This is a genomic window from Streptomyces sp. NRRL F-5727 (genome assembly GCF_000719555.1).
In the GTDB taxonomy this organism is placed as follows: domain Bacteria; phylum Actinomycetota; class Actinomycetes; order Streptomycetales; family Streptomycetaceae; genus Streptomyces.
The window spans coordinates 15,051-32,645 of sequence record NZ_JOGX01000009.1; the positions used below are offsets into that span (position 1 = coordinate 15,051).

The following is a 17,595-nucleotide window of genomic DNA, read 5'->3' on the forward strand; positions in this document are numbered from 1 at the left end:
TGTCTGCCAGCGCCCCGATGCATGGAGTACCCGTGTCCGAAGTCCGTGTGACCGTCCAGACCGCCTCAGGACCCGAGGAGAGGACGGTGAGCGCGGGCACCACGGCCGGCGCCCTGTTCGCCGACGACCGCACCGTCATCGCCGCCCGTGTCGCGGGCGACCTCAAGGACCTCTCGTACGAGCTCGCCGACGGCGACGCCGTCGAGGGCGTCGAGATCTCCTCCGAGGACGGCCTGAACATCCTGCGCCACTCCACCGCGCACGTCATGGCGCAGGCCGTGCAGGAGCTCTTCCCCGAGGCCAAGCTGGGCATCGGCCCGCCGGTCCGGGACGGCTTCTACTACGACTTCGACGTCGAGAAGCCGTTCACGCCCGAGGATCTCAAGGCCATCGAGAAGAAGATGCAGGAGATCCAGAAGCGCGGCCAGCGCTTCGCCCGCCGCGTCGTCACCGACGAGGCCGCCCGCGAGGAGCTCGCCGACGAGCCGTACAAGCTGGAGCTCATCGGCATCAAGGGCGCCGCGTCGACCGACGACGGCGCGAACGTCGAGGTGGGCGGCGGCGAGCTGACCATCTACGACAACCTGGACGCGAAGACGGGCGAGCTGTGCTGGAAGGACCTCTGCCGCGGTCCCCACCTGCCCACCACCCGGAACATCCCGGCGTTCAAGCTGATGCGCAACGCGGCCGCCTACTGGCGCGGCAGCGAGAAGAACCCCATGCTCCAGCGCATCTACGGCACCGCCTGGCCGTCGAAGGACGAGCTCAAGGCGCACCTCGACTTCCTCGCCGAGGCCGAGAAGCGCGACCACCGCAAGCTGGGCAACGAGCTCGACCTCTTCTCCATCCCGGACGAGATCGGCTCCGGCCTCGCCGTCTTCCACCCCAAGGGCGGCATCATCCGCCGGGTCATGGAGGACTACTCGCGCAAGCGCCACGAGGAGGAGGGCTACGAGTTCGTCTACTCGCCGCACGCCACCAAGGGCAAGCTGTTCGAGAAGTCGGGCCACCTCGACTGGTACGCCGAGGGCATGTACCCCCCCATGCAGCTCGACGAGGGCGTGGACTACTACCTCAAGCCCATGAACTGCCCGATGCACAACCTGATCTTCGACGCGCGCGGGCGCTCCTACCGTGAGCTGCCGCTGCGCCTGTTCGAGTTCGGCACCGTGTACCGGTACGAGAAGTCCGGCGTCGTGCACGGTCTGACCCGGGCCCGCGGCTTCACCCAGGACGACGCGCACATCTACTGCACCCGTGAGCAGATGGCGGAGGAGCTCGACAAGACCCTCACCTTCGTCCTGAACCTCCTCCGGGACTACGGTCTGACCGACTTCTACCTGGAGCTGTCCACCAAGGACCCGGAGAAGTTCGTCGGCTCCGACGAGGTGTGGGAGGAGGCCACCGCGGTCCTCCAGCAGGTCGCCGAGAAGCAGGGCCTGCCGCTCACCCCCGACCCGGGCGGCGCCGCCTTCTACGGCCCGAAGATCTCGGTGCAGGCGCGGGACGCCATCGGCCGTACCTGGCAGATGTCGACCGTCCAGCTCGACTTCAACCTGCCGGAGCGCTTCGACCTGGAGTACACCGCCCCGGACGGCACCAAGCAGCGCCCGGTCATGATCCACCGCGCGCTCTTCGGCTCCATCGAGCGCTTCTTCGCGGTGCTCCTGGAGCACTACGCGGGCGCCATGCCGCCGTGGCTCGCCCCCGTCCAGGCGACCGGCATCCCGATCGGCGACGCCCACGTCGACTACCTCCAGGAGTTCGCCGCCAAGGCGAAGAAGAAGGGCCTGCGTGTGGAGGTCGACTCCTCCTCCGACCGGATGCAGAAGAAGATCCGCAACGCGCAGAAGCAGAAGGTCCCCTTCATGATCATCGCCGGTGACGAGGACATGGCCGCCGGCGCCGTCTCCTTCCGCTACCGCGACGGTTCGCAGGAGAACGGCATCCCCGCCGACGAGGCCATCGCCAAGATCGCCAAGATCGTCGAGGAGCGCGTCCAGGTCTGACGGCCCGCGCGTCCTTCAGGAGGCCCCCGGGGAATCCCCCCGGGGGCCTTCCCCGTTCCCCGGCTTCTCGTCCTCCCGCGTGAACGCCTGGATCAGCCAGGACGAGAACGAACCCGTCACCGCGCCGAGCAGCCCCAGCCCGCAGGCCATCAGGCCCACCGCGACCACCCGCCCGATCGGGGTCACCGGGCTCACGTCGCCGTAGCCGACCGTCGACAGGGTGGAGCAGGCCCACCACACCGAGTCGCCGAAGGTGCGGATCGAGGCGCCGGGGGCGTCGGCCTCGTAGTGGTAGACGGTGAGCGCGGCGGCGAAGCCGAGCAGGGAGACCGAGAGGCCGGCGTAGACCATGACCCGGGCGTAGAGGCCGAGCCGCGGCTTGTCCCGGCGGCGCTGCACGCGGTCGTAGAGGGTCACCATCCGGACCGGGCGCAGCAGCGGCAGCAGCACGACGACCGTGTCCAGGAGGTGGGTGCGGACGAAGCGGAGGGGGTGGAGGCCGCTGAGCCGGAGCCGTACCCCGTAGTCGGCGGCGAAGAACGCCCAGGCCCCCAGGACGGCCGCGAGGCACAGGTCCGCGCCCAGGCGCGGCAGGTGGTCCTCGGCGAGGACCCGGACCGCGTACCCCGCGAGGTAGACGAGGGAGGCGACCGCGAGCGGCACCTCCATGCGGCGGTCCCACCGTTCCTGGCGGGGCGGTTTCGGGGGCCTGTCGCTCATCCGGTCAGCATCTCCCGGGGCGGCTTCCGTCGCCCCGCCGACACGTTCCGAACGGGCGACGCCATATGCTGCACAGCATGACGACTGAGCCGGAGCAGCAGATCGGAGTCGGGGCGCCGGACGCGTTCCAGCGCCTGTGGACGCCTCACCGGATGGCGTACATCCAGGGTGAGAACAAGCCGACCGGGCCGGGGGCCGACGACGGCTGTCCGTTCTGCTCGATCCCCTCGAAGTCGGACGAGGACGCGCTGGTGATCGCCCGCGGCTCCAGCGTGTACGCGGTCCTCAACCTGTACCCGTACAACGGCGGGCACCTGATGGTCGTCCCGTACCGGCACGTGGCCGACTACACCGACCTGGACGCGGCGGAGACGGCCGAGCTGGCCGACTTCACCAAGCGGGCGATGATCGCCCTGCGGGCGGCGTCGGGGGCGCACGGCTTCAACATCGGCATGAACCAGGGCGCCGTGGCCGGCGCCGGGATCGCGGCGCACCTGCACCAGCACGTGGTGCCGCGCTGGGGCGGGGACACCAACTTCATGCCGGTCGTCGGGCACACCAAGATCCTGCCGCAGCTGCTCGCCGACACCCGGAAGATGCTGGCCGACGCCTGGCCGGCCACCGTCTGACCCGTCGTGTCCGTACGGCCCCGGGGCGCTCGCCCCGGGGCCGTCGGCGTGCTCCGCCGGGGAGGTCAGGCATCGTAGACGTCGGCCTTCTTCGGGCCCGGGTCCTGCACGCTCCCGCCGAGGACGAGCGACCGACTGGTGAAGCGCTCGGTGTCCACGTTGTGCGCGTCGAGGAAGCGGATCGTCGCGGTGTGGACGGCGCGGAGCACGGGCGTGGCCATGCGGATGGCGTCGTCGGCCATGAAGCGGTTCTTCCAGAGCGGGCCGGCCCAGACGTGCCGGAGGCCGAAGGGCTCCGGGAGGGTCATCTTGCCGCCGAGGAACTCCAGGACCGGCGGGTACCAGGTGAGCGGGGCGCGGACGGCGAGCCGGACGATGTCGTCGGTGCCGAGGAGCGGCTGCGGGATCTCCTTGGTCTCCCAGAAGCGGACGGTCTTGGAGACCTCCTTGGTCTTCGCCTTGGGCTTGGTGGTGAAGAGGCCGTGGACGGGGCCGAGCGCGTGGCCGGTGACCTCGATGCGCAGGGTGTGGTGGAGGGAGGTGACGGTGACCATCATCGTCAGCACCACGTTCCCGTCCCAGAGGATGAACTGGACGCCCAGGTAGTGGCGGTTGCCGGCGCCGAACTGCTGCTCGTTGCAGATGCGCTGTATCTCGTGCGGCTTGACCTGGAAGTGGACGACGTTGTCGCCCTCGGGGCGGGTGACCTCGTCGGCGCCCTCGCCGACGGGGGAGACGATCCAGTGCTTCACGGTCGGCTTGGGGAAGCCGGACTTGAGGGAGCCGCGCTCGAGCAGGGTGAGCTGGTCGTGGATCTTGCGGACCAGGTCCCAGGCGCGGAAGTCGTGCATCTCCAGGCCGTCGACGGGGACCAGCTCCTCGGCGAGGGTCCAGCTGCCCCAGCGGGTGCCGAGGCCGAGGATGCCCTTGGTGCCGGCGTAGAAGACCACGTTGGACTGCTGTTCGGCGGAGAGCTTCTCCAGGTTGAGCCGCAGCTCCTCCGCGGACTTCTCGCCGGGGTCGGTCGGGACGGACTTCGGGACGTGGGCGCCGACGCCGCCGCCGCTGAGCAGTCCGGTCCAGCGCTCGCGGAGGTCCACGGCGGCGTTGAGGCAGACCCGGCTCGCGAGGTACCAGCCGACGACCGGGGCGACGAGCATCGCCCGCAGGTAGTTGGGGAGCAGGCCGTCGAAGGGGAGGCGGAGGAGGACCAGGGCGGCGACGAGGACGGCGGCCCAGAGCAGGACCGTGCCGATGAGGCTGGTCTTCCTGTTCTCCGAGCCGGCGGCGGTGCGGCGCAGGTGGATCACGCCGAGCCAGAGCAGCAGGCCGGGCAGGAAGAGGACGCCGCAGAAGAAGGTGATCAGGGTCAGCTTGACGTCCCGGCGGCGCCGGATGTGGGTGGCGGCCAGGCAGTGCTCGACGACCGGCTGGGGCTCGGCGCCGAAGGACTGGACGAGCGCCTTGCGGCCGCCGCCGAGCATGCGGACCTGCACGGCGCGGGAGAACGCCTCGCCCAGGTCGGGGCGGAAGAGCTTCTCCCACTTCCCCTTCTTGAGCGTGGTCTTGTAGTGCTCGTTGTCGGCTTCCTGGATGGTCTCCAGGGGGCTGTCCCGGTACGCCGCCGACGCCAGCGCGTTCGTCGCCCCGGTCAGGCCGCTGCCGCCCTGGAGCGGGATCTGTGCCCCCGGTCCGAAACCGTCGATCGCCACTTCCGCCCCCATCACCGCGAGTACCTGTGCGGGCTGTTCCCGACTGCCGTGCCCGGCACACCTTCCGAGCTGGGCACCACAGCGTAACCGGGCGGCGTGGTATGCGTCACCGCCTGTGGACAACCGCGACCGGAACCCGTCCGCCCGGTCGGGGCCGGGCGGACGGGAACCGCTGTCGTCGCGTCAACTAGGGGTGCTTTCCAGCTTGTTCGCGGAGGCGTTCGGCGACCTGAGGGGGCATCGGTTCGTGCCGGGCGTAACTGCGGTCGAAGCGGCCGGTGCCGTGCGAGACGGACCGCAGGTCGATGGCGTACCGGCCGATCTCGATCTCCGGGACCTCGGCCCGGACGACCGTGCGGCCCGGTCCGGCCTGGTCGGTGCCGACGACGCGGCCGCGCCGGCCGGACAGGTCGCTCATCACCGCGCCGACGTACTCGTCGGGGACGAGCACCCGTACCTCGGCGACCGGTTCCAGGAGGTGGACGGGGACCTCGGCGGCCGCCTCGCGCAGGGCGAGCGCCCCGGCGGTCTGGAAGGCGGCGTCCGAGGAGTCCACCGAGTGCGCCTTGCCGTCCTTGAGGGTGACCCGGACGTCGACCAGCGGGTGCCCGGCGGCGACCCCGCGCGCGGCCTGCGCGCGTACGCCCTTCTCGACGGAGCCGATGAACGGGCGGGGGACCGCGCCGCCGACCACCTTGTCGACGAACTCGATGCCGCTGCCCGGCGGGAGCGGTTCGACGTCGATCTCGCAGATGGCGAACTGGCCGTGCCCGCCGGACTGCTTGACGTGCCGTCCGCGGCCGGAGGCGGGGGCGCCGAAGGTCTCGCGGAGCGGCACCCGGTACGGCACGGCGTCGACGCGCACCCCGTAGCGGCCGCGCAGCCGCTCCAGGACGACGTCCTGGTGGGCCTCGCCCAGGCACCACAGCACGACCTGCCCGGTGTCCTGGTTCTGTTCCAGGCGGAGGGTCGGGTCCTCGGCGACCAGCTTGGCCAGGCCCTGCGAGAGCCGGTCCTCGTCGGCCTTGCTGTGCGCCTCGACGGCGAGCGGCAGCAGCGGTTCGGGCATCGGCCACGGCTCGATGAGGAGCGGGTCGTCCTTGGCGGAGAGGGTGTCGCCGGTCTCGGCGCGGCCGAGCCGGGCCACGCAGGCCAGGTCGCCGGCGACGCAGTGCGCCATCGGCCGCTGCTGCTTGCCGAAGGGGGAGGTGAGGGCGCCGACCCGTTCGTCGACGTCGTGGTCCTCGTGGCCGCGGTCGGCGAGGCCGTGCCCGGAGACGTGCACCGTCTCGTCGGGGCGGAGGGTGCCGGAGAAGACCCGGACGAGGGAGATGCGGCCCTGGTAGGGGTCGGCGGCGGTCTTCACCACCTCGGCGACCAGCGGCCCGTCGGGGTCGCAGGAGAGCGGCGGCCGGGGGGTGCCGTCGGGGGTGGTGACGGCCGGCGGCTCGTGCTCCAGCGGCGAGGGGAAGCCGCCCGTGATCAGCTCCAGGAGTTCGACGGTGCCGAGGCCCTGCCCGCCGCCGTCGGCGGCGGGGGCGGCGGCCAGCACCGGGTGGAAGCCGCCCCGGGCGACCGCCTTCTCCAGGTCGCCGACGAGTGTCCCGACGTCGATCTCCTCGCCGCCGAGGTAGCGGTCCATCAGGGTCTCGTCCTCGCTCTCGGCGATGATCCCCTCGATGAGCCGGGCCCGGGCCGCGGCGATCGGCTCCCGGTCGGCGTCCCCGGGCGGCAGCTCGCGCCGCCCGCCGGTGGCGTAGTCGAGGACCCGCTCCGAGAGCAGGTCGATCAGACCGGTGGCGGGGGCGTGCCCGTCCGGGCCCTCGGGGCCGTACACCGGCAGGTAGAGGGGGAGGACGGCGTCGGGGTCGTCCCGGCCGAAGAGCCCGGCGCAGACCCCGGTCAGCTCGTCGAAGCCGGTGCGGGCGGTGTCGAGGTGCGTGACGACGATCGCGCGGGGCATGCCGACGGCCGCGCACTCCTCCCAGACCATCCGGGTGGAGGCGGCGACCGCGTCGGCCTCCTGGGCCGCCGAGACGACGAAGAGGGCCGCGTCCGCCGCGCGCAGACCGGCCCTCAGCTCCCCGACGAAGTCGGCGTATCCGGGGGTGTCCAGCAGATTGATCTTGAAGCCCTGCCAGCCGACCGGCACGAGGGAGAGCTGGACGGAGCGGTGCTGCCGGTGCTCGATCTCGTCGTAGTCGGAGACGGTCGCCCCGTCCTCGACCCGGCCGGGCCGGGTCAGCGCCCCGGCGGTCTGGGCGAGCGCCTCGACCAGTGTGGTCTTGCCCGATCCGGTGTGGCCGACCAGCACCACGTTCCGTACCTCCGAGGGCCGGTCGGCCGTCGGTGCCCTGCCGGCGGCCCCGGCGGGGGTGTGCGCCTTGTCGCCCATGGTGGTCCTCCCGGCTGCGAGGCGGTGAGGGATCGAGCGGGCGCGGGGGAGTGGCGTCGCGGCGCTGCTCCGGCGCTGCCCGCGGGTGCTTCCCTTCGAGCTTTGCACCGACGCCGGGACGCGTCCATACGTCGTACACCGGTGGGCCCCCGCGGGGTACGCCGACGCGACGGGGCGGGTGCGCTCCCGTGCGGCGCCACGGGCGTGGCTACGATGGGCGAGCCGGTGGTCATGGGACCGCGCGGCCCGCCGAAACCTCGGGAAGGCCATGCTGAACAAGTACGCGCGTGCGTTTTTTACGCGTGTCCTCACACCGTTCGCCGCGTTTCTCCTCCGCCGGGGCGTCAGTCCCGACGCCGTGACGCTGATCGGCACGGCGGGAGTGGTCGCCGGAGCGCTGGTCTTCTTCCCCAGGGGCGAGTTCTTCTGGGGCACGATCGTGATCACGCTCTTCGTCTTCTCCGACCTGGTCGACGGCAACATGGCCCGCCAGGCCGGGATCTCCAGCCGCTGGGGCGCGTTCCTCGACTCGACCCTCGACCGGGTCGCCGACGGGGCCATCTTCGGCGGCTTCGCCCTGTGGTACGCGGGCCAGGGCGACGACAACGTGCTCTGCGCGGTGTCGATCTTCTGCCTGGCGAGCGGCCAGGTCGTCTCGTACACCAAGGCGCGTGGCGAATCGATTGGCCTGCCGGTCGCGGTGAACGGCCTGGTCGAGCGGGCCGAGCGGCTGGTGATCTCGCTGGTCGCCGCCGGCCTCGCCGGACTGCACGCCTTCGGCGTGCCGGGGGTCGACGTGCTGCTCCCGATCGCGCTGTGGATCGTCGCCGCCGGCTCGGCCGTGACCCTCGGACAGCGGGTGGTGACGGTACGCAGGGAGGCCGCGGAGGCCGACGCCGCCGCGGCGGCCGGGGGAGGCGGGGCGACCACGTGAGCGCGCTGAAGGACAAGGTGACCGACGGGCTGTACGGGCTCGGCTGGGCGACCGTCAAGAAGCTCCCGGAACCGGTGGCCAGGGCCCTCGGCCGGAAGATCGCCGACACCGTGTGGAAGCGGCGTGGCAAGGGCGTGCTGCGGCTGGAGGCCAACCTCGCGCGCGTGGTGCCGGACGCCACGCCCGAGCGGCTCGCCGAGCTGTCGCAGGCCGGCATGCGCTCGTACATGCGCTACTGGATGGAGTCCTTCCGGCTGCCGACCTGGAGCAGCGAGCGGGCCGCGAACGGCTTCGCGCCCAAGGACGTCCACCACCTGAAGGAGGCGCTCGCCTCCGGCCGGGGCGTCATCATCGCCCTGCCCCACATGGGCAACTGGGACCTGGCCGGCGTGTGGGTGACCCGCGCCCTCGGCGTGCCCTTCACCACCGTCGCCGAGCGGCTCAAGCCCGAGACGCTGTACGACCGCTTCGTCGCCTACCGCGAGTCCCTCGGCATGGAGGTGCTGCCGCACACCGGCGGCGCCGCCTTCGGCACCCTGGCCCGGCGGCTGCGCGCCGGCGGCCTGGTCTGCCTCGTGGCCGACCGGGACCTGTCCGCCTCCGGCGTCGAGGTCTCCTTCTTCGGCGAGCCCACCCGGATGCCTGCGGGGCCGGCCATGCTCGCGCTCCAGACCGGCGCGCTGCTGCTGCCGGTGACCCTCTGGTACGACGACTCCGACACCATGCGGGGTCAGGTGCACGCGCCGCTGGACGTGCCCGAGTCAGGCAGCCGGGCCGAGAAGGCGTCCCTGATGACACAGACCCTCGCGGACGTCTTCGCCGGGGCCATCGCGGACCACCCGGAGGACTGGCACATGCTCCAGCGCCTCTGGCTGGCCGACCTGGAGGAGCGCACACCGTGAAGATCGGGATCGTCTGCCCGTACTCCTGGGACGTACCGGGCGGCGTCCAGTTCCACATCCGCGACCTCGCCGAGCACCTGATCCGGCTCGGCCACGAGGTCTCCGTCCTCGCCCCCGCGGACGACGACACCCCGCTGCCGCCGTACGTCGTCTCCGCCGGCCGCGCGGTGCCGGTGTCGTACAACGGCTCGGTGGCCCGGCTCAGCTTCGGCTTCCTCTCCGCGGCCCGGGTCCGCCGCTGGCTGCACGACGGCACCTTCGACGTCGTCCACATCCACGAGCCGACCTCCCCCTCGCTGGGGCTGCTCACCTGCTGGGCGGCGCAGGGCCCGATCGTGGCCACCTTCCACACCTCGAACCCGCGCTCGCGGGCGATGATCGCCGCCTATCCGATCCTCCAGCCGGCGCTGGAGAAGATCAGCGCCCGGATCGCGGTCAGCGAGTACGCGCGCCGGACGCTGGTGGAGCACCTCGGCGGCGACGCCGTCGTCATCCCCAACGGCGTCGACGTCGACTTCTTCGCCGGCGCGGAGCCGAAGGCGGAGTGGCAGGGCGAGACGCTGGGCTTCATCGGGCGGATCGACGAGCCCCGCAAGGGCCTGCCGGTCCTGATGAGGGCGCTGCCCCGGATCCTCACCGAGCGGCCGGACGCCCGGCTGCTCGTCGCCGGGCGCGGCGACGAGGAGGAGGCGGTGGCCTCGCTGCCGGCCGAGATGCGCTCCCGGGTGGAGTTCCTCGGCATGGTCAGCGACGAGGACAAGGCGCGGCTGCTGCGCAGCGTCGACGTGTACGTGGCGCCCAACACGGGCGGCGAGTCCTTCGGCATCATCCTCGTCGAGGCGCTGTCGGCCGGCGCGCCGGTCCTCGCGGCCGACCTGGACGCGTTCGCGCAGGTCCTCGACCAGGGCGCGGCGGGCGAGCTCTTCGCCAACGAGGACGCGGACGCGCTGGCGGAGGCGGCGATCCGGCTGCTCGGCGACCCCCGCCGGCGCGCCGAGCTGAGCGCGCGCGGCTCGGCCCACGTACGGCGCTTCGACTGGTCCACGGTCGGCGCGGACATCCTGGCGGTCTACGAGACGGTCACGGACGGCGCGGCGGCGGTGGACACGGACGAGAAGGCAGGCGGCCTCCGCGCCCGCCTGGGCCTGTAACCCACGCCCGAGCGAGCCCCCGGTCCCTGCCGGGGCGCCCCGGCGTCCCTGTGGGCCTGCGCCCCCGTCCCTGCCGGGCCCGCAACCCGGCGTCCCTGTGGGCGCTCGTCCCGCTGGGGCGGGACGGGTGGGCGCAGGGGCGGCGCCCCTTGCCGGGCCCGGGCTTCCGCGCCTGGACCCGCACCCCGGGTGCGGTGCCGTGCCGGTGCGGGCCCAGGCGTGGGACGTTCCGCGTGGTCCGGGTTCCGCTGTGCCCGCCCTCCCCCGGGCTCTCGGCTTCGCGCGAGCAGGGGGACCCCGATCGCCCCTGGCGAAACGCGCGCCCACAGCGGGGGCGGCAAGCGCAGCCTGGTCCCCATGATTCACGTCACGCGGCTCGACCTAGGTCGCTTCACCCGCCCCGCCGAGGAGTACGGCGGCGCCCACGCGCGCGTGGAGCCCGCCCTCGCGTACCTCGTCCGGCATCCCTCCGGCACCCTCCTCTTCGACACCGGCATGGGCGAGGGCTCGCCCGAGACCGACGCCCGCTACCGGATCGTCCGCCGGCCCCTCACCGTCCGCCCCCACGAGGTGGACCTCCTGGTCAACTGCCACCTCCACTTCGACCACATCGGCGGCAACCAGCGCTTCCCCGGCACCCCCGCCCTCGTGCAGCGCCGTGAGCTCGCCACCGCGCGGGCGGGTGCGTACACCATCGACGGCCTGCTGCCCGGTGTCGCCTGGACGGAGATCGACGGCGAGCACGAGATCGCCCCGGGGATCCGGATCGTGCCGACGCCCGGTCACGTCGACGGGCACCAGTCGCTCGTCCTCGACCACGGCGACCGGCTGACGGTCCTCGCGGGACAGGCGTACGACAGGGCGGGCGAGTTCGGGACGCCGCACCGGCCCTGGCTCGGACGGCTCGCCGCACTCGCGGACGGGCGGCCGGTCCGTGTCCTGTTCGCCCACGACCACGACCTTTGGGAAGGTGTGCTGCCCCCGCCCGGGTAGCCTGTGCGCCCGTGACCGAAACCCTGATCTGGACCGTCGTCGCGCTGATCCTCATCGGCGTCTACCTCAGCTGGACCGCCGGCCGGCTCGACCGGCTGCACACCCGCATCGACGCGGCCCGCGCCGCGCTCGACGCCCAGCTGCTGCGGCGGGCCTCGGTCGCCCAGGAACTGGCCACCTCCGGCGTCCTCGACCCCGCCGCCTCGATCGTCCTGTACGAGGCGGCGCACGCGGCCCGGCAGGCGGAGGAGGACCAGCGGGAGGTCGCCGAGAGCGCGCTGAGCCAGGCGCTGCGGGCCGTCTTCGGTGAGCCCGAGCAGGTGGAGCTCGTCCAGGAGGCGCCCGGCGGCGAGGAGGCCGCCGGCGAGCTGGCCGCCGCGGTCCGCCGGGTCCCCATGGCCCGCCGCTTCCACAACGACGCCGTCCGGGCCGCCCGCGCCCTGCGCCGCCACCGCAAGGTCCGCTGGTTCCGGCTCGCGGGCCACGCCCCCTTCCCCATGGCCTTCGAAATGGACGACGAACCGCCGGTGGCCCTGGCCGATCGCCCCTCCTGAGCCGCCGCGGCCTCCGATTCCCGCGAAAAGGATCCACAGCCTGCACATTGGCCCTTGCTGTGGACCGCTCGTGGACTGTTTCCTCGCTCTAGTCGTCAACGTCCCGTTGAACCCGTTGTCACGAGTGAGGTTTCCGTGTCCAGCTCCACCACTCCCCAGACCCCCGAGACCGGCACCGCCCGCGTGAAGCGCGGCATGGCCGAGCAGCTCAAGGGCGGCGTGATCATGGACGTGGTCAACGCCGAGCAGGCGAAGATCGCCGAGGACGCCGGCGCCGTCGCCGTCATGGCCCTGGAGCGGGTCCCCGCGGACATCCGCAAGGACGGCGGCGTGGCCCGGATGTCCGACCCGAACATGATCGAGGAGATCATCGGCGCGGTCTCCATCCCGGTGATGGCCAAGTCCCGCATCGGCCACTTCGTCGAGGCCCAGGTCCTCCAGTCCCTCGGCGTCGACTACATCGACGAGTCCGAGGTCCTCACCCCGGCCGACGAGATCAACCACTCCGACAAGTGGGCCTTCACCACCCCCTTCGTCTGTGGCGCCACCAACCTGGGCGAGGCCCTCCGCCGCATCGCCGAGGGCGCGGCCATGATCCGCTCCAAGGGCGAGGCCGGCACCGGCAACGTCGTCGAGGCCGTCCGCCACCTGCGCCAGATCAAGAACGAGATCGCCAAGCTGCGCGGCTTCGACAACAACGAGCTGTACGCCGCCGCCAAGGAGCTGCGCGCCCCGTACGAGCTCGTCAAGGAGGTCGCCGAGCTCGGCAAGCTCCCCGTCGTGCTGTTCTCCGCCGGTGGCGTCGCCACCCCCGCCGACGCCGCGCTGATGCGCCAGCTCGGCGCCGAGGGCGTCTTCGTCGGCTCCGGCATCTTCAAGTCGGGCGACCCGGCCAAGCGCGCCGCCGCCATCGTGAAGGCCACCACCTTCTACGACGACCCGAAGATCATCGCGGACGCCTCCCGCAACCTCGGCGAGGCCATGGTCGGCATCAACTGCGACACCCTCCCCGAGTCCGAGCGCTACGCCAACCGGGGCTGGTAACCACCATGAGCACCACCCCCGTGATCGGAGTCCTGGCCCTCCAGGGCGACGTCCGGGAGCACCTGATCGCCCTGGCCGCGGCGGACGCCGTGGCCAGGCCGGTCCGGCGCCCCGAAGAGCTCGCCGAGGTCGACGGCCTGGTCCTCCCCGGCGGCGAGTCCACCACCATCTCCAAGCTGGCCGTCCTCTTCGGCCTGATGGAGCCGGTGCGCGAGCGGATCGCCGCGGGCATGCCGGTCTACGGCACCTGCGCCGGCCTGATCATGCTCGCCGACAAGATCCTCGACCCGCGCTCGGGCCAGGAGACCTTCGGCGGCATCGACATGATCGTCCGCCGCAACGCCTTCGGGCGGCAGAACGAGTCCTTCGAGGCGGGCGTCACCGTCGCCGGAGTGGACACGCCCGTCGAGGGCGTCTTCATCCGCGCCCCCTGGGTCGAGTCCGTCGGCGCCGAGGTCGAGGTGCTCGCCGAGCACGAGGGCCACATCGTGGCCGTCCGGCAGGGCAACGCGCTCGCCACCTCGTTCCACCCCGAGCTCACCGGTGACCACCGCGTCCACGGGCTCTTCGTCGACATGGTGCGCGCCGCGCGGTGAACGAGTCCCGGTAGGATCACTGGGGTTCGTTCAAGAAAATGGTTACGCGAAGGAGACAGGCAGATGTCCGGCCACTCTAAATGGGCTACGACGAAGCACAAGAAGGCCGTGATCGACGCCAAGCGCGGCAAGCTCTTCGCGAAGCTGATCAAGAACATCGAGGTCGCGGCCCGCACCGGCGGCGCCGACCCCGAGGGCAACCCCACCCTCTTCGACGCCATCCAGAAGGCGAAGAAGCAGTCGGTGCCCAACAAGAACATCGACTCCGCGGTCAAGCGCGGCGGCGGCCTGGAAGCCGGCGGCGTCGACTACGCGACGATCATGTACGAGGGCTACGGCCCGAACGGCGTCGCGGTGCTCATCGAGTGCCTCACCGACAACCGCAACCGCGCCGCCTCCGACGTGCGCGTCGCCATGACCCGCAACGGCGGCTCGATGGCCGACCCGGGCTCCGTCTCGTACCTGTTCAACCGCAAGGGCGTCGTCGTGCTCCCCAAGGGCGAGCGGACCGAGGACGACGTCCTGGAGGTCGTGCTCGACGCGGGCGCCGAGGAGGTCAACGACCTCGGCGAGTCCTTCGAGGTCATCAGCGAGGCCACCGACCTGGTCGCGGTCCGCACCGCCCTCCAGGAGGCCGGCATCGACTACGACTCGGCCGAGTCCAGCTTCGTCCCGACCATGCAGGTCGAGCTCGACGAGGAGGGCGCGCGCAAGATGTTCAAGCTGATCGACGCGCTGGAGGACAGCGACGACGTGCAGAACGTCTTCGCCAACTTCGACGTCAGCGACGAGGTCATGGAGAAGGTCGACGCCTGAGTCCGGCCTTCCGCGCAGCGGGCCGACGGGGACACACCCCCGTCGGCCCGCTGCGTTGTCAGTGGCACCCGATAGCCTGCACGAATAGCCGAGCGAAGGATCAGAGGGAGGGGCGGCGTGCGCGTACTGGGGGTGGACCCGGGACTCACCCGGTGCGGTGTCGGCGTCGTCGAAGGCGTCGCGGGGCGGCCGCTCACCATGCTCGGCGTCGGCGTGGTCCGCACCCCCTCCGACGCCGACATCGGCCCCCGCCTGGTCGGCATCGAGCGCGGCATAGAGGAGTGGCTCGACCGCTTCCAGCCCGAACTGGTCGCCGTCGAGCGGGTGTTCAGCCAGCACAACGTGCGCACGGTGATGGGCACCGCCCAGGCCAGCGCCGTCGCCATGCTCTGCGCCTCCCGGCGCGGCATCCCCGTCGCCCTGCACACCCCCAGCGAGGTCAAGGCGGCCGTCACCGGCTCCGGCCGCGCCGACAAGGCCCAGGTCGGCGCCATGGTCACCCGGCTGCTCCGGCTCGCCGCCCCGCCCAAGCCGGCCGACGCGGCCGACGCCCTCGCCCTCGCCATCTGCCACATCTGGCGCGCCCCCGCGCAGAACCGCCTCCAGCAGGCCGTCGCCCTGCACGCCTCGAAAGGCCGCACGTCATGATCGCCTTCGTCAGCGGCCCGGTCGCCGCCGTCGCCCCCACCACCGCCGTCGTCGAGGTCGGCGGCGTCGGCATGGCCGTCCAGTGCACCCCGAACACCCTTGCGGGCCTCCGCGTCGGCGAGCACGCCCGGCTCGCCACCTCCCTCGTCGTCCGGGAGGACTCCCTCACGCTGTACGGCTTCGCCGACGACGACGAGCGCCAGGTCTTCGAGCTGCTCCAGACCGCCAGCGGCGTCGGACCCCGGCTCGCCCAGGCCATGCTCGGCGTGCACAGCCCCGACGCGCTGCGCCTCGCCGTCTCCACCGGCGACGAGAAGGCCCTCACCGCCGTCCCCGGCATCGGCAAGAAGGGCGCCCAGAAGCTGCTCCTGGAGCTGAAGGACAAGCTCGGCCAGCCCCTCGGCAGCAGCGGACTCGTCGGCCAGCAGCGCGCCGTCGCCGCCGGCCCGGCCCCCTGGACCGAGCAGCTCGCCGCCGCCCTCGTCGGCCTCGGCTACGCCTCCCGCGAGGCGGAGGAGGCCGTCGCCGCGGTCACCCCGCAGGCCGAGGCCGCGCTCGCCGAGACCGGCTCCGCGCCCGTGCCCCAGCTGCTGCGCGCCGCCCTGCAGACGCTCAACCGCGCCCGCTGACCGCCGGCGACCCCGCCCGTACGAAGGAAGACACCACCGTGAACTGGGACGACGAGACGGCATCCGCCCACGAGGAGCGGATCGTCGGCGCCGCCGCCGAGGGCGACGACCAGGCCGTCGAGGCCGCCCTGCGCCCCAAGGACCTCGGCGAGTTCATCGGCCAGGAGAAGGTCCGCCAGCAGCTCGACCTCGTCCTCAAGGCCGCCCGCCAGCGCGGCGCCACCGCCGACCACGTGCTGCTCTCCGGCGCCCCGGGCCTCGGCAAGACCACCCTGTCGATGATCATCGCCGCGGAGATGAACGCGCCGATCAGGATCACCTCCGGCCCCGCCATCCAGCACGCCGGCGACCTCGCCGCGATCCTCTCCTCCCTCCAGGAGGGCGAGATCCTCTTCCTCGACGAGATCCACCGGATGTCCCGGCCCGCCGAGGAGATGCTCTACATGGCGATGGAGGACTTCCGCGTCGACGTCATCGTCGGCAAGGGCCCCGGCGCCACCGCCATCCCGCTCGACCTGCCGCCCTTCACCCTGGTCGGCGCCACCACCCGGGCCGGCCTGCTGCCGCCCCCGCTCCGTGACCGCTTCGGCTTCACCGCCCACATGGAGTTCTACGAGCCGCACGAGCTGGAGCGCGTCGTCACCCGCTCCGCCGGGCTCCTCGACGTGGAGATCGACCCCGCCGGCGCCGCCGAGATCGCCGGCCGCTCCCGCGGCACCCCCCGCATCGCCAACCGGCTGCTGCGCCGCGTCCGCGACTACGCCCAGGTGAGGGCCGACGGAGTGATCACCCGCGAGGTCGCCGGCGCCGCCCTCGGTGTGTACGAGGTGGACAGCCGCGGCCTCGACCGCCTCGACCGGGCGGTCCTGGAGGCCCTGCTGAAGCTCTTCGGCGGCGGCCCCGTCGGCCTGTCCACCCTCGCCGTCGCCGTGGGGGAGGAGCGCGAGACCGTCGAGGAGGTCGCCGAACCCTTCCTCGTACGCGAGGGACTGCTGGCCCGTACGCCCCGTGGCCGGGTCGCCACGCCGGCGGCATGGACCCACCTCGGACTGGTCCCGCCGCAGGCAGCGGGCCCGGCGGGCGCCGGACCGGGACAACAGGGGCTGTTCGGCTCCTGAGGCGGCTGTGACGGGTGGGTGACGGCGCGGAGTCTCGCCCGACCAGGAACCACGGTGCCATGCTGGGCGTTGTTCCATCGATGCGGACTCGCCTAGACTCCGCCGATGCCGCCCTTTCTGGTCGGCGTACCCACCCCCGAAGATCAGGCCGCGGGTTCTCCGTGACCGTGCGAAGGATTTCCGTCCCGTGAATAACATCGGCATGCTCCTCCCGTTCATCGTGCTCATCGGGGCGATGTTCCTGATGACCCGCTCTGCCAAGAAGAAGCAGCAGCAGGCGGCGGAGATGCGCAACCAGATGCAGCCCGGCACCGGCGTACGCACGATCGGGGGAATGTACGCCACCGTCAAGGAGATCCAGGACGAGACCGTCCTGCTCGAGGTCGCTCCCGGCGTGCACGCCGTCTACGCGAAGAACGCCATCGGCGCGGTCCTCGACGACGCCGAGTACAACCGGATCGTCCACGGTGACACCGACGAGGACGTCGCCGACGACGCGGGCGCCGTCGTCCCGGACGACGCCTCCTCGCTGACCGACGCCGACGAGGCCCCCAAGGCCGATCTGACCAAGAAGTCGGACGCGGCCGAGGCCGAGGTCGAGAAGGACGGCAAGGCCGACGGCGAGACCGAGGCGAAGTAACGCCCACCCGGCCCGGCGGCCCACGCCCACCGGCGTGGCCGCGGCCGGGAACGGTCCGACGTCTGCGGGGGAAGGTCCCCACACACACTTCGTGGCCTCCGTGCG

The 17,595-nt window shown here is 72.3% G+C and carries 17 protein-coding genes; 14 read left to right on the forward strand and 3 right to left on the reverse strand.

Going from position 1 to position 17,595, the window contains the following annotated elements; all coding sequences use genetic code 11:
• Positions 1–32 precede the first annotated feature (32 nt).
• Positions 33–2,009 carry a threonine--tRNA ligase gene (gene thrS, locus IF73_RS0109365; protein ID WP_031005496.1) on the forward strand — a complete coding sequence of 659 codons (1,977 nt, stop codon included), beginning with the start codon at positions 33–35 and terminating at the stop codon, positions 2,007–2,009.
• A gap of 15 nt (positions 2,010–2,024) precedes the next feature.
• Here thrS and IF73_RS0109370 read toward each other — a convergent pair whose 3' ends face one another.
• Complete coding sequence (locus IF73_RS0109370; protein WP_031005498.1) at positions 2,025–2,729, reverse strand: potassium channel family protein; 705 nt, start codon at positions 2,727–2,729, stop codon at positions 2,025–2,027.
• Between the two features lie 65 nt (positions 2,730–2,794).
• On the opposite strand from IF73_RS0109370, the gene IF73_RS0109375 reads away from it, so the two are divergent.
• Positions 2,795–3,358, forward strand: coding sequence for an HIT family protein (locus tag IF73_RS0109375; protein ID WP_031005500.1), 564 nt, complete (start codon positions 2,795–2,797; stop codon positions 3,356–3,358).
• Between the two features lie 65 nt (positions 3,359–3,423).
• Here IF73_RS0109375 and IF73_RS0109380 read toward each other — a convergent pair whose 3' ends face one another.
• Positions 3,424–5,082, reverse strand: coding sequence for a hypothetical protein (locus IF73_RS0109380; RefSeq protein WP_031005502.1), 1,659 nt, complete (start codon positions 5,080–5,082; stop codon positions 3,424–3,426).
• Positions 5,083–5,257: 175 nt separating this feature from the next.
• Positions 5,258–7,465: an elongation factor G-like protein EF-G2 gene (locus IF73_RS0109385; protein WP_031005505.1), complete on the reverse strand. Its 2,208-nt coding sequence runs from the start codon at positions 7,463–7,465 to the stop codon at positions 5,258–5,260.
• 268 nt (positions 7,466–7,733) lie between these two features.
• Here IF73_RS0109385 and pgsA point away from each other — a divergent pair, with 268 nt between their 5' ends.
• The 12 genes from pgsA (at position 7,734) to yajC (ending at position 17,490) form a co-directional block, all read left to right on the forward strand.
• Complete coding sequence (pgsA, locus tag IF73_RS0109390; protein ID WP_031005507.1) at positions 7,734–8,399, forward strand: phosphatidylinositol phosphate synthase; 666 nt, start codon at positions 7,734–7,736, stop codon at positions 8,397–8,399.
• The gene (locus IF73_RS0109395) at positions 8,396–9,301 is read left to right on the forward strand and encodes a phosphatidylinositol mannoside acyltransferase (RefSeq protein WP_031005510.1); all 906 of its coding nucleotides are present in this window, start codon (positions 8,396–8,398) and stop codon (positions 9,299–9,301) included. Before pgsA ends, IF73_RS0109395 begins: the two co-directional genes overlap by 4 nt.
• On the forward strand, positions 9,298–10,452 hold the full coding sequence (locus IF73_RS0109400; RefSeq protein ID WP_031005512.1) for a glycosyltransferase family 4 protein: 1,155 nt from the start codon (positions 9,298–9,300) through the stop codon (positions 10,450–10,452). Before IF73_RS0109395 ends, IF73_RS0109400 begins: the two co-directional genes overlap by 4 nt.
• A 357-nt stretch (positions 10,453–10,809) precedes the next feature.
• Entirely contained in the window at positions 10,810–11,445 is a 636-nt protein-coding gene (locus IF73_RS0109405; protein ID WP_031005514.1) for an MBL fold metallo-hydrolase, read from the forward strand.
• Between the two features lie 11 nt (positions 11,446–11,456).
• Positions 11,457–11,999 carry a hypothetical protein gene (locus tag IF73_RS0109410; RefSeq protein WP_031005516.1) on the forward strand — a complete coding sequence of 181 codons (543 nt, stop codon included), beginning with the start codon at positions 11,457–11,459 and terminating at the stop codon, positions 11,997–11,999.
• Between the two features lie 135 nt (positions 12,000–12,134).
• Positions 12,135–13,043, forward strand: coding sequence for a pyridoxal 5'-phosphate synthase lyase subunit PdxS (gene pdxS / locus IF73_RS0109415; RefSeq protein WP_031005518.1), 909 nt, complete (start codon positions 12,135–12,137; stop codon positions 13,041–13,043).
• Positions 13,044–13,048: 5 nt separating this feature from the next.
• Entirely contained in the window at positions 13,049–13,639 is a 591-nt protein-coding gene (gene pdxT / locus IF73_RS0109420) for a pyridoxal 5'-phosphate synthase glutaminase subunit PdxT (protein ID WP_031005520.1), read from the forward strand.
• A 63-nt stretch (positions 13,640–13,702) separates the two neighbouring features.
• Positions 13,703–14,455: a YebC/PmpR family DNA-binding transcriptional regulator gene (locus IF73_RS0109425; protein WP_031005521.1), complete on the forward strand. Its 753-nt coding sequence runs from the start codon at positions 13,703–13,705 to the stop codon at positions 14,453–14,455.
• Positions 14,456–14,572: 117 nt separating this feature from the next.
• Complete coding sequence (gene ruvC / locus IF73_RS0109430; RefSeq protein ID WP_031005522.1) at positions 14,573–15,103, forward strand: crossover junction endodeoxyribonuclease RuvC; 531 nt, start codon at positions 14,573–14,575, stop codon at positions 15,101–15,103.
• The gene (gene ruvA, locus IF73_RS0109435) at positions 15,100–15,732 is read left to right on the forward strand and encodes a Holliday junction branch migration protein RuvA (RefSeq protein WP_031005523.1); all 633 of its coding nucleotides are present in this window, start codon (positions 15,100–15,102) and stop codon (positions 15,730–15,732) included. Before ruvC ends, ruvA begins: the two co-directional genes overlap by 4 nt.
• A 38-nt stretch (positions 15,733–15,770) precedes the next feature.
• On the forward strand, positions 15,771–16,850 hold the full coding sequence (gene ruvB, locus IF73_RS0109440; RefSeq protein WP_031005524.1) for a Holliday junction branch migration DNA helicase RuvB: 1,080 nt from the start codon (positions 15,771–15,773) through the stop codon (positions 16,848–16,850).
• A gap of 202 nt (positions 16,851–17,052) precedes the next feature.
• On the forward strand, positions 17,053–17,490 hold the full coding sequence (gene yajC, locus IF73_RS0109445) for a preprotein translocase subunit YajC (protein WP_031005525.1): 438 nt from the start codon (positions 17,053–17,055) through the stop codon (positions 17,488–17,490).
• Positions 17,491–17,595: the final 105 nt, after the last annotated feature.

Excerpts from the sequence above, each read along its gene's own strand:
- IF73_RS0109370 (WP_031005498.1), bottom strand. The coding sequence starts at position 2,729 with ATGAGCGACAGGCCCCCGAAACCGCCCCGCCAGGAACGGTGGGACCGC.
- IF73_RS0109375 (WP_031005500.1), top strand. The coding sequence starts at position 2,795 with ATGCTGCACAGCATGACGACTGAGCCGGAGCAGCAGATCGGAGTCGGG.
- IF73_RS0109380 (WP_031005502.1), bottom strand. The coding sequence starts at position 5,082 with ATGGGGGCGGAAGTGGCGATCGACGGTTTCGGACCGGGGGCACAGATC.
- IF73_RS0109385 (WP_031005505.1), bottom strand. The coding sequence starts at position 7,465 with ATGGGCGACAAGGCGCACACCCCCGCCGGGGCCGCCGGCAGGGCACCG.
- pgsA (WP_031005507.1), top strand. The coding sequence starts at position 7,734 with ATGCTGAACAAGTACGCGCGTGCGTTTTTTACGCGTGTCCTCACACCG.
- IF73_RS0109405 (WP_031005514.1), top strand. The coding sequence starts at position 10,810 with ATGATTCACGTCACGCGGCTCGACCTAGGTCGCTTCACCCGCCCCGCC.
- pdxT (WP_031005520.1), top strand. The coding sequence starts at position 13,049 with ATGAGCACCACCCCCGTGATCGGAGTCCTGGCCCTCCAGGGCGACGTC.
- IF73_RS0109425 (WP_031005521.1), top strand. The coding sequence starts at position 13,703 with ATGTCCGGCCACTCTAAATGGGCTACGACGAAGCACAAGAAGGCCGTG.
- ruvA (WP_031005523.1), top strand. The coding sequence starts at position 15,100 with ATGATCGCCTTCGTCAGCGGCCCGGTCGCCGCCGTCGCCCCCACCACC.
- yajC (WP_031005525.1), top strand. The coding sequence starts at position 17,053 with ATGCTCCTCCCGTTCATCGTGCTCATCGGGGCGATGTTCCTGATGACC.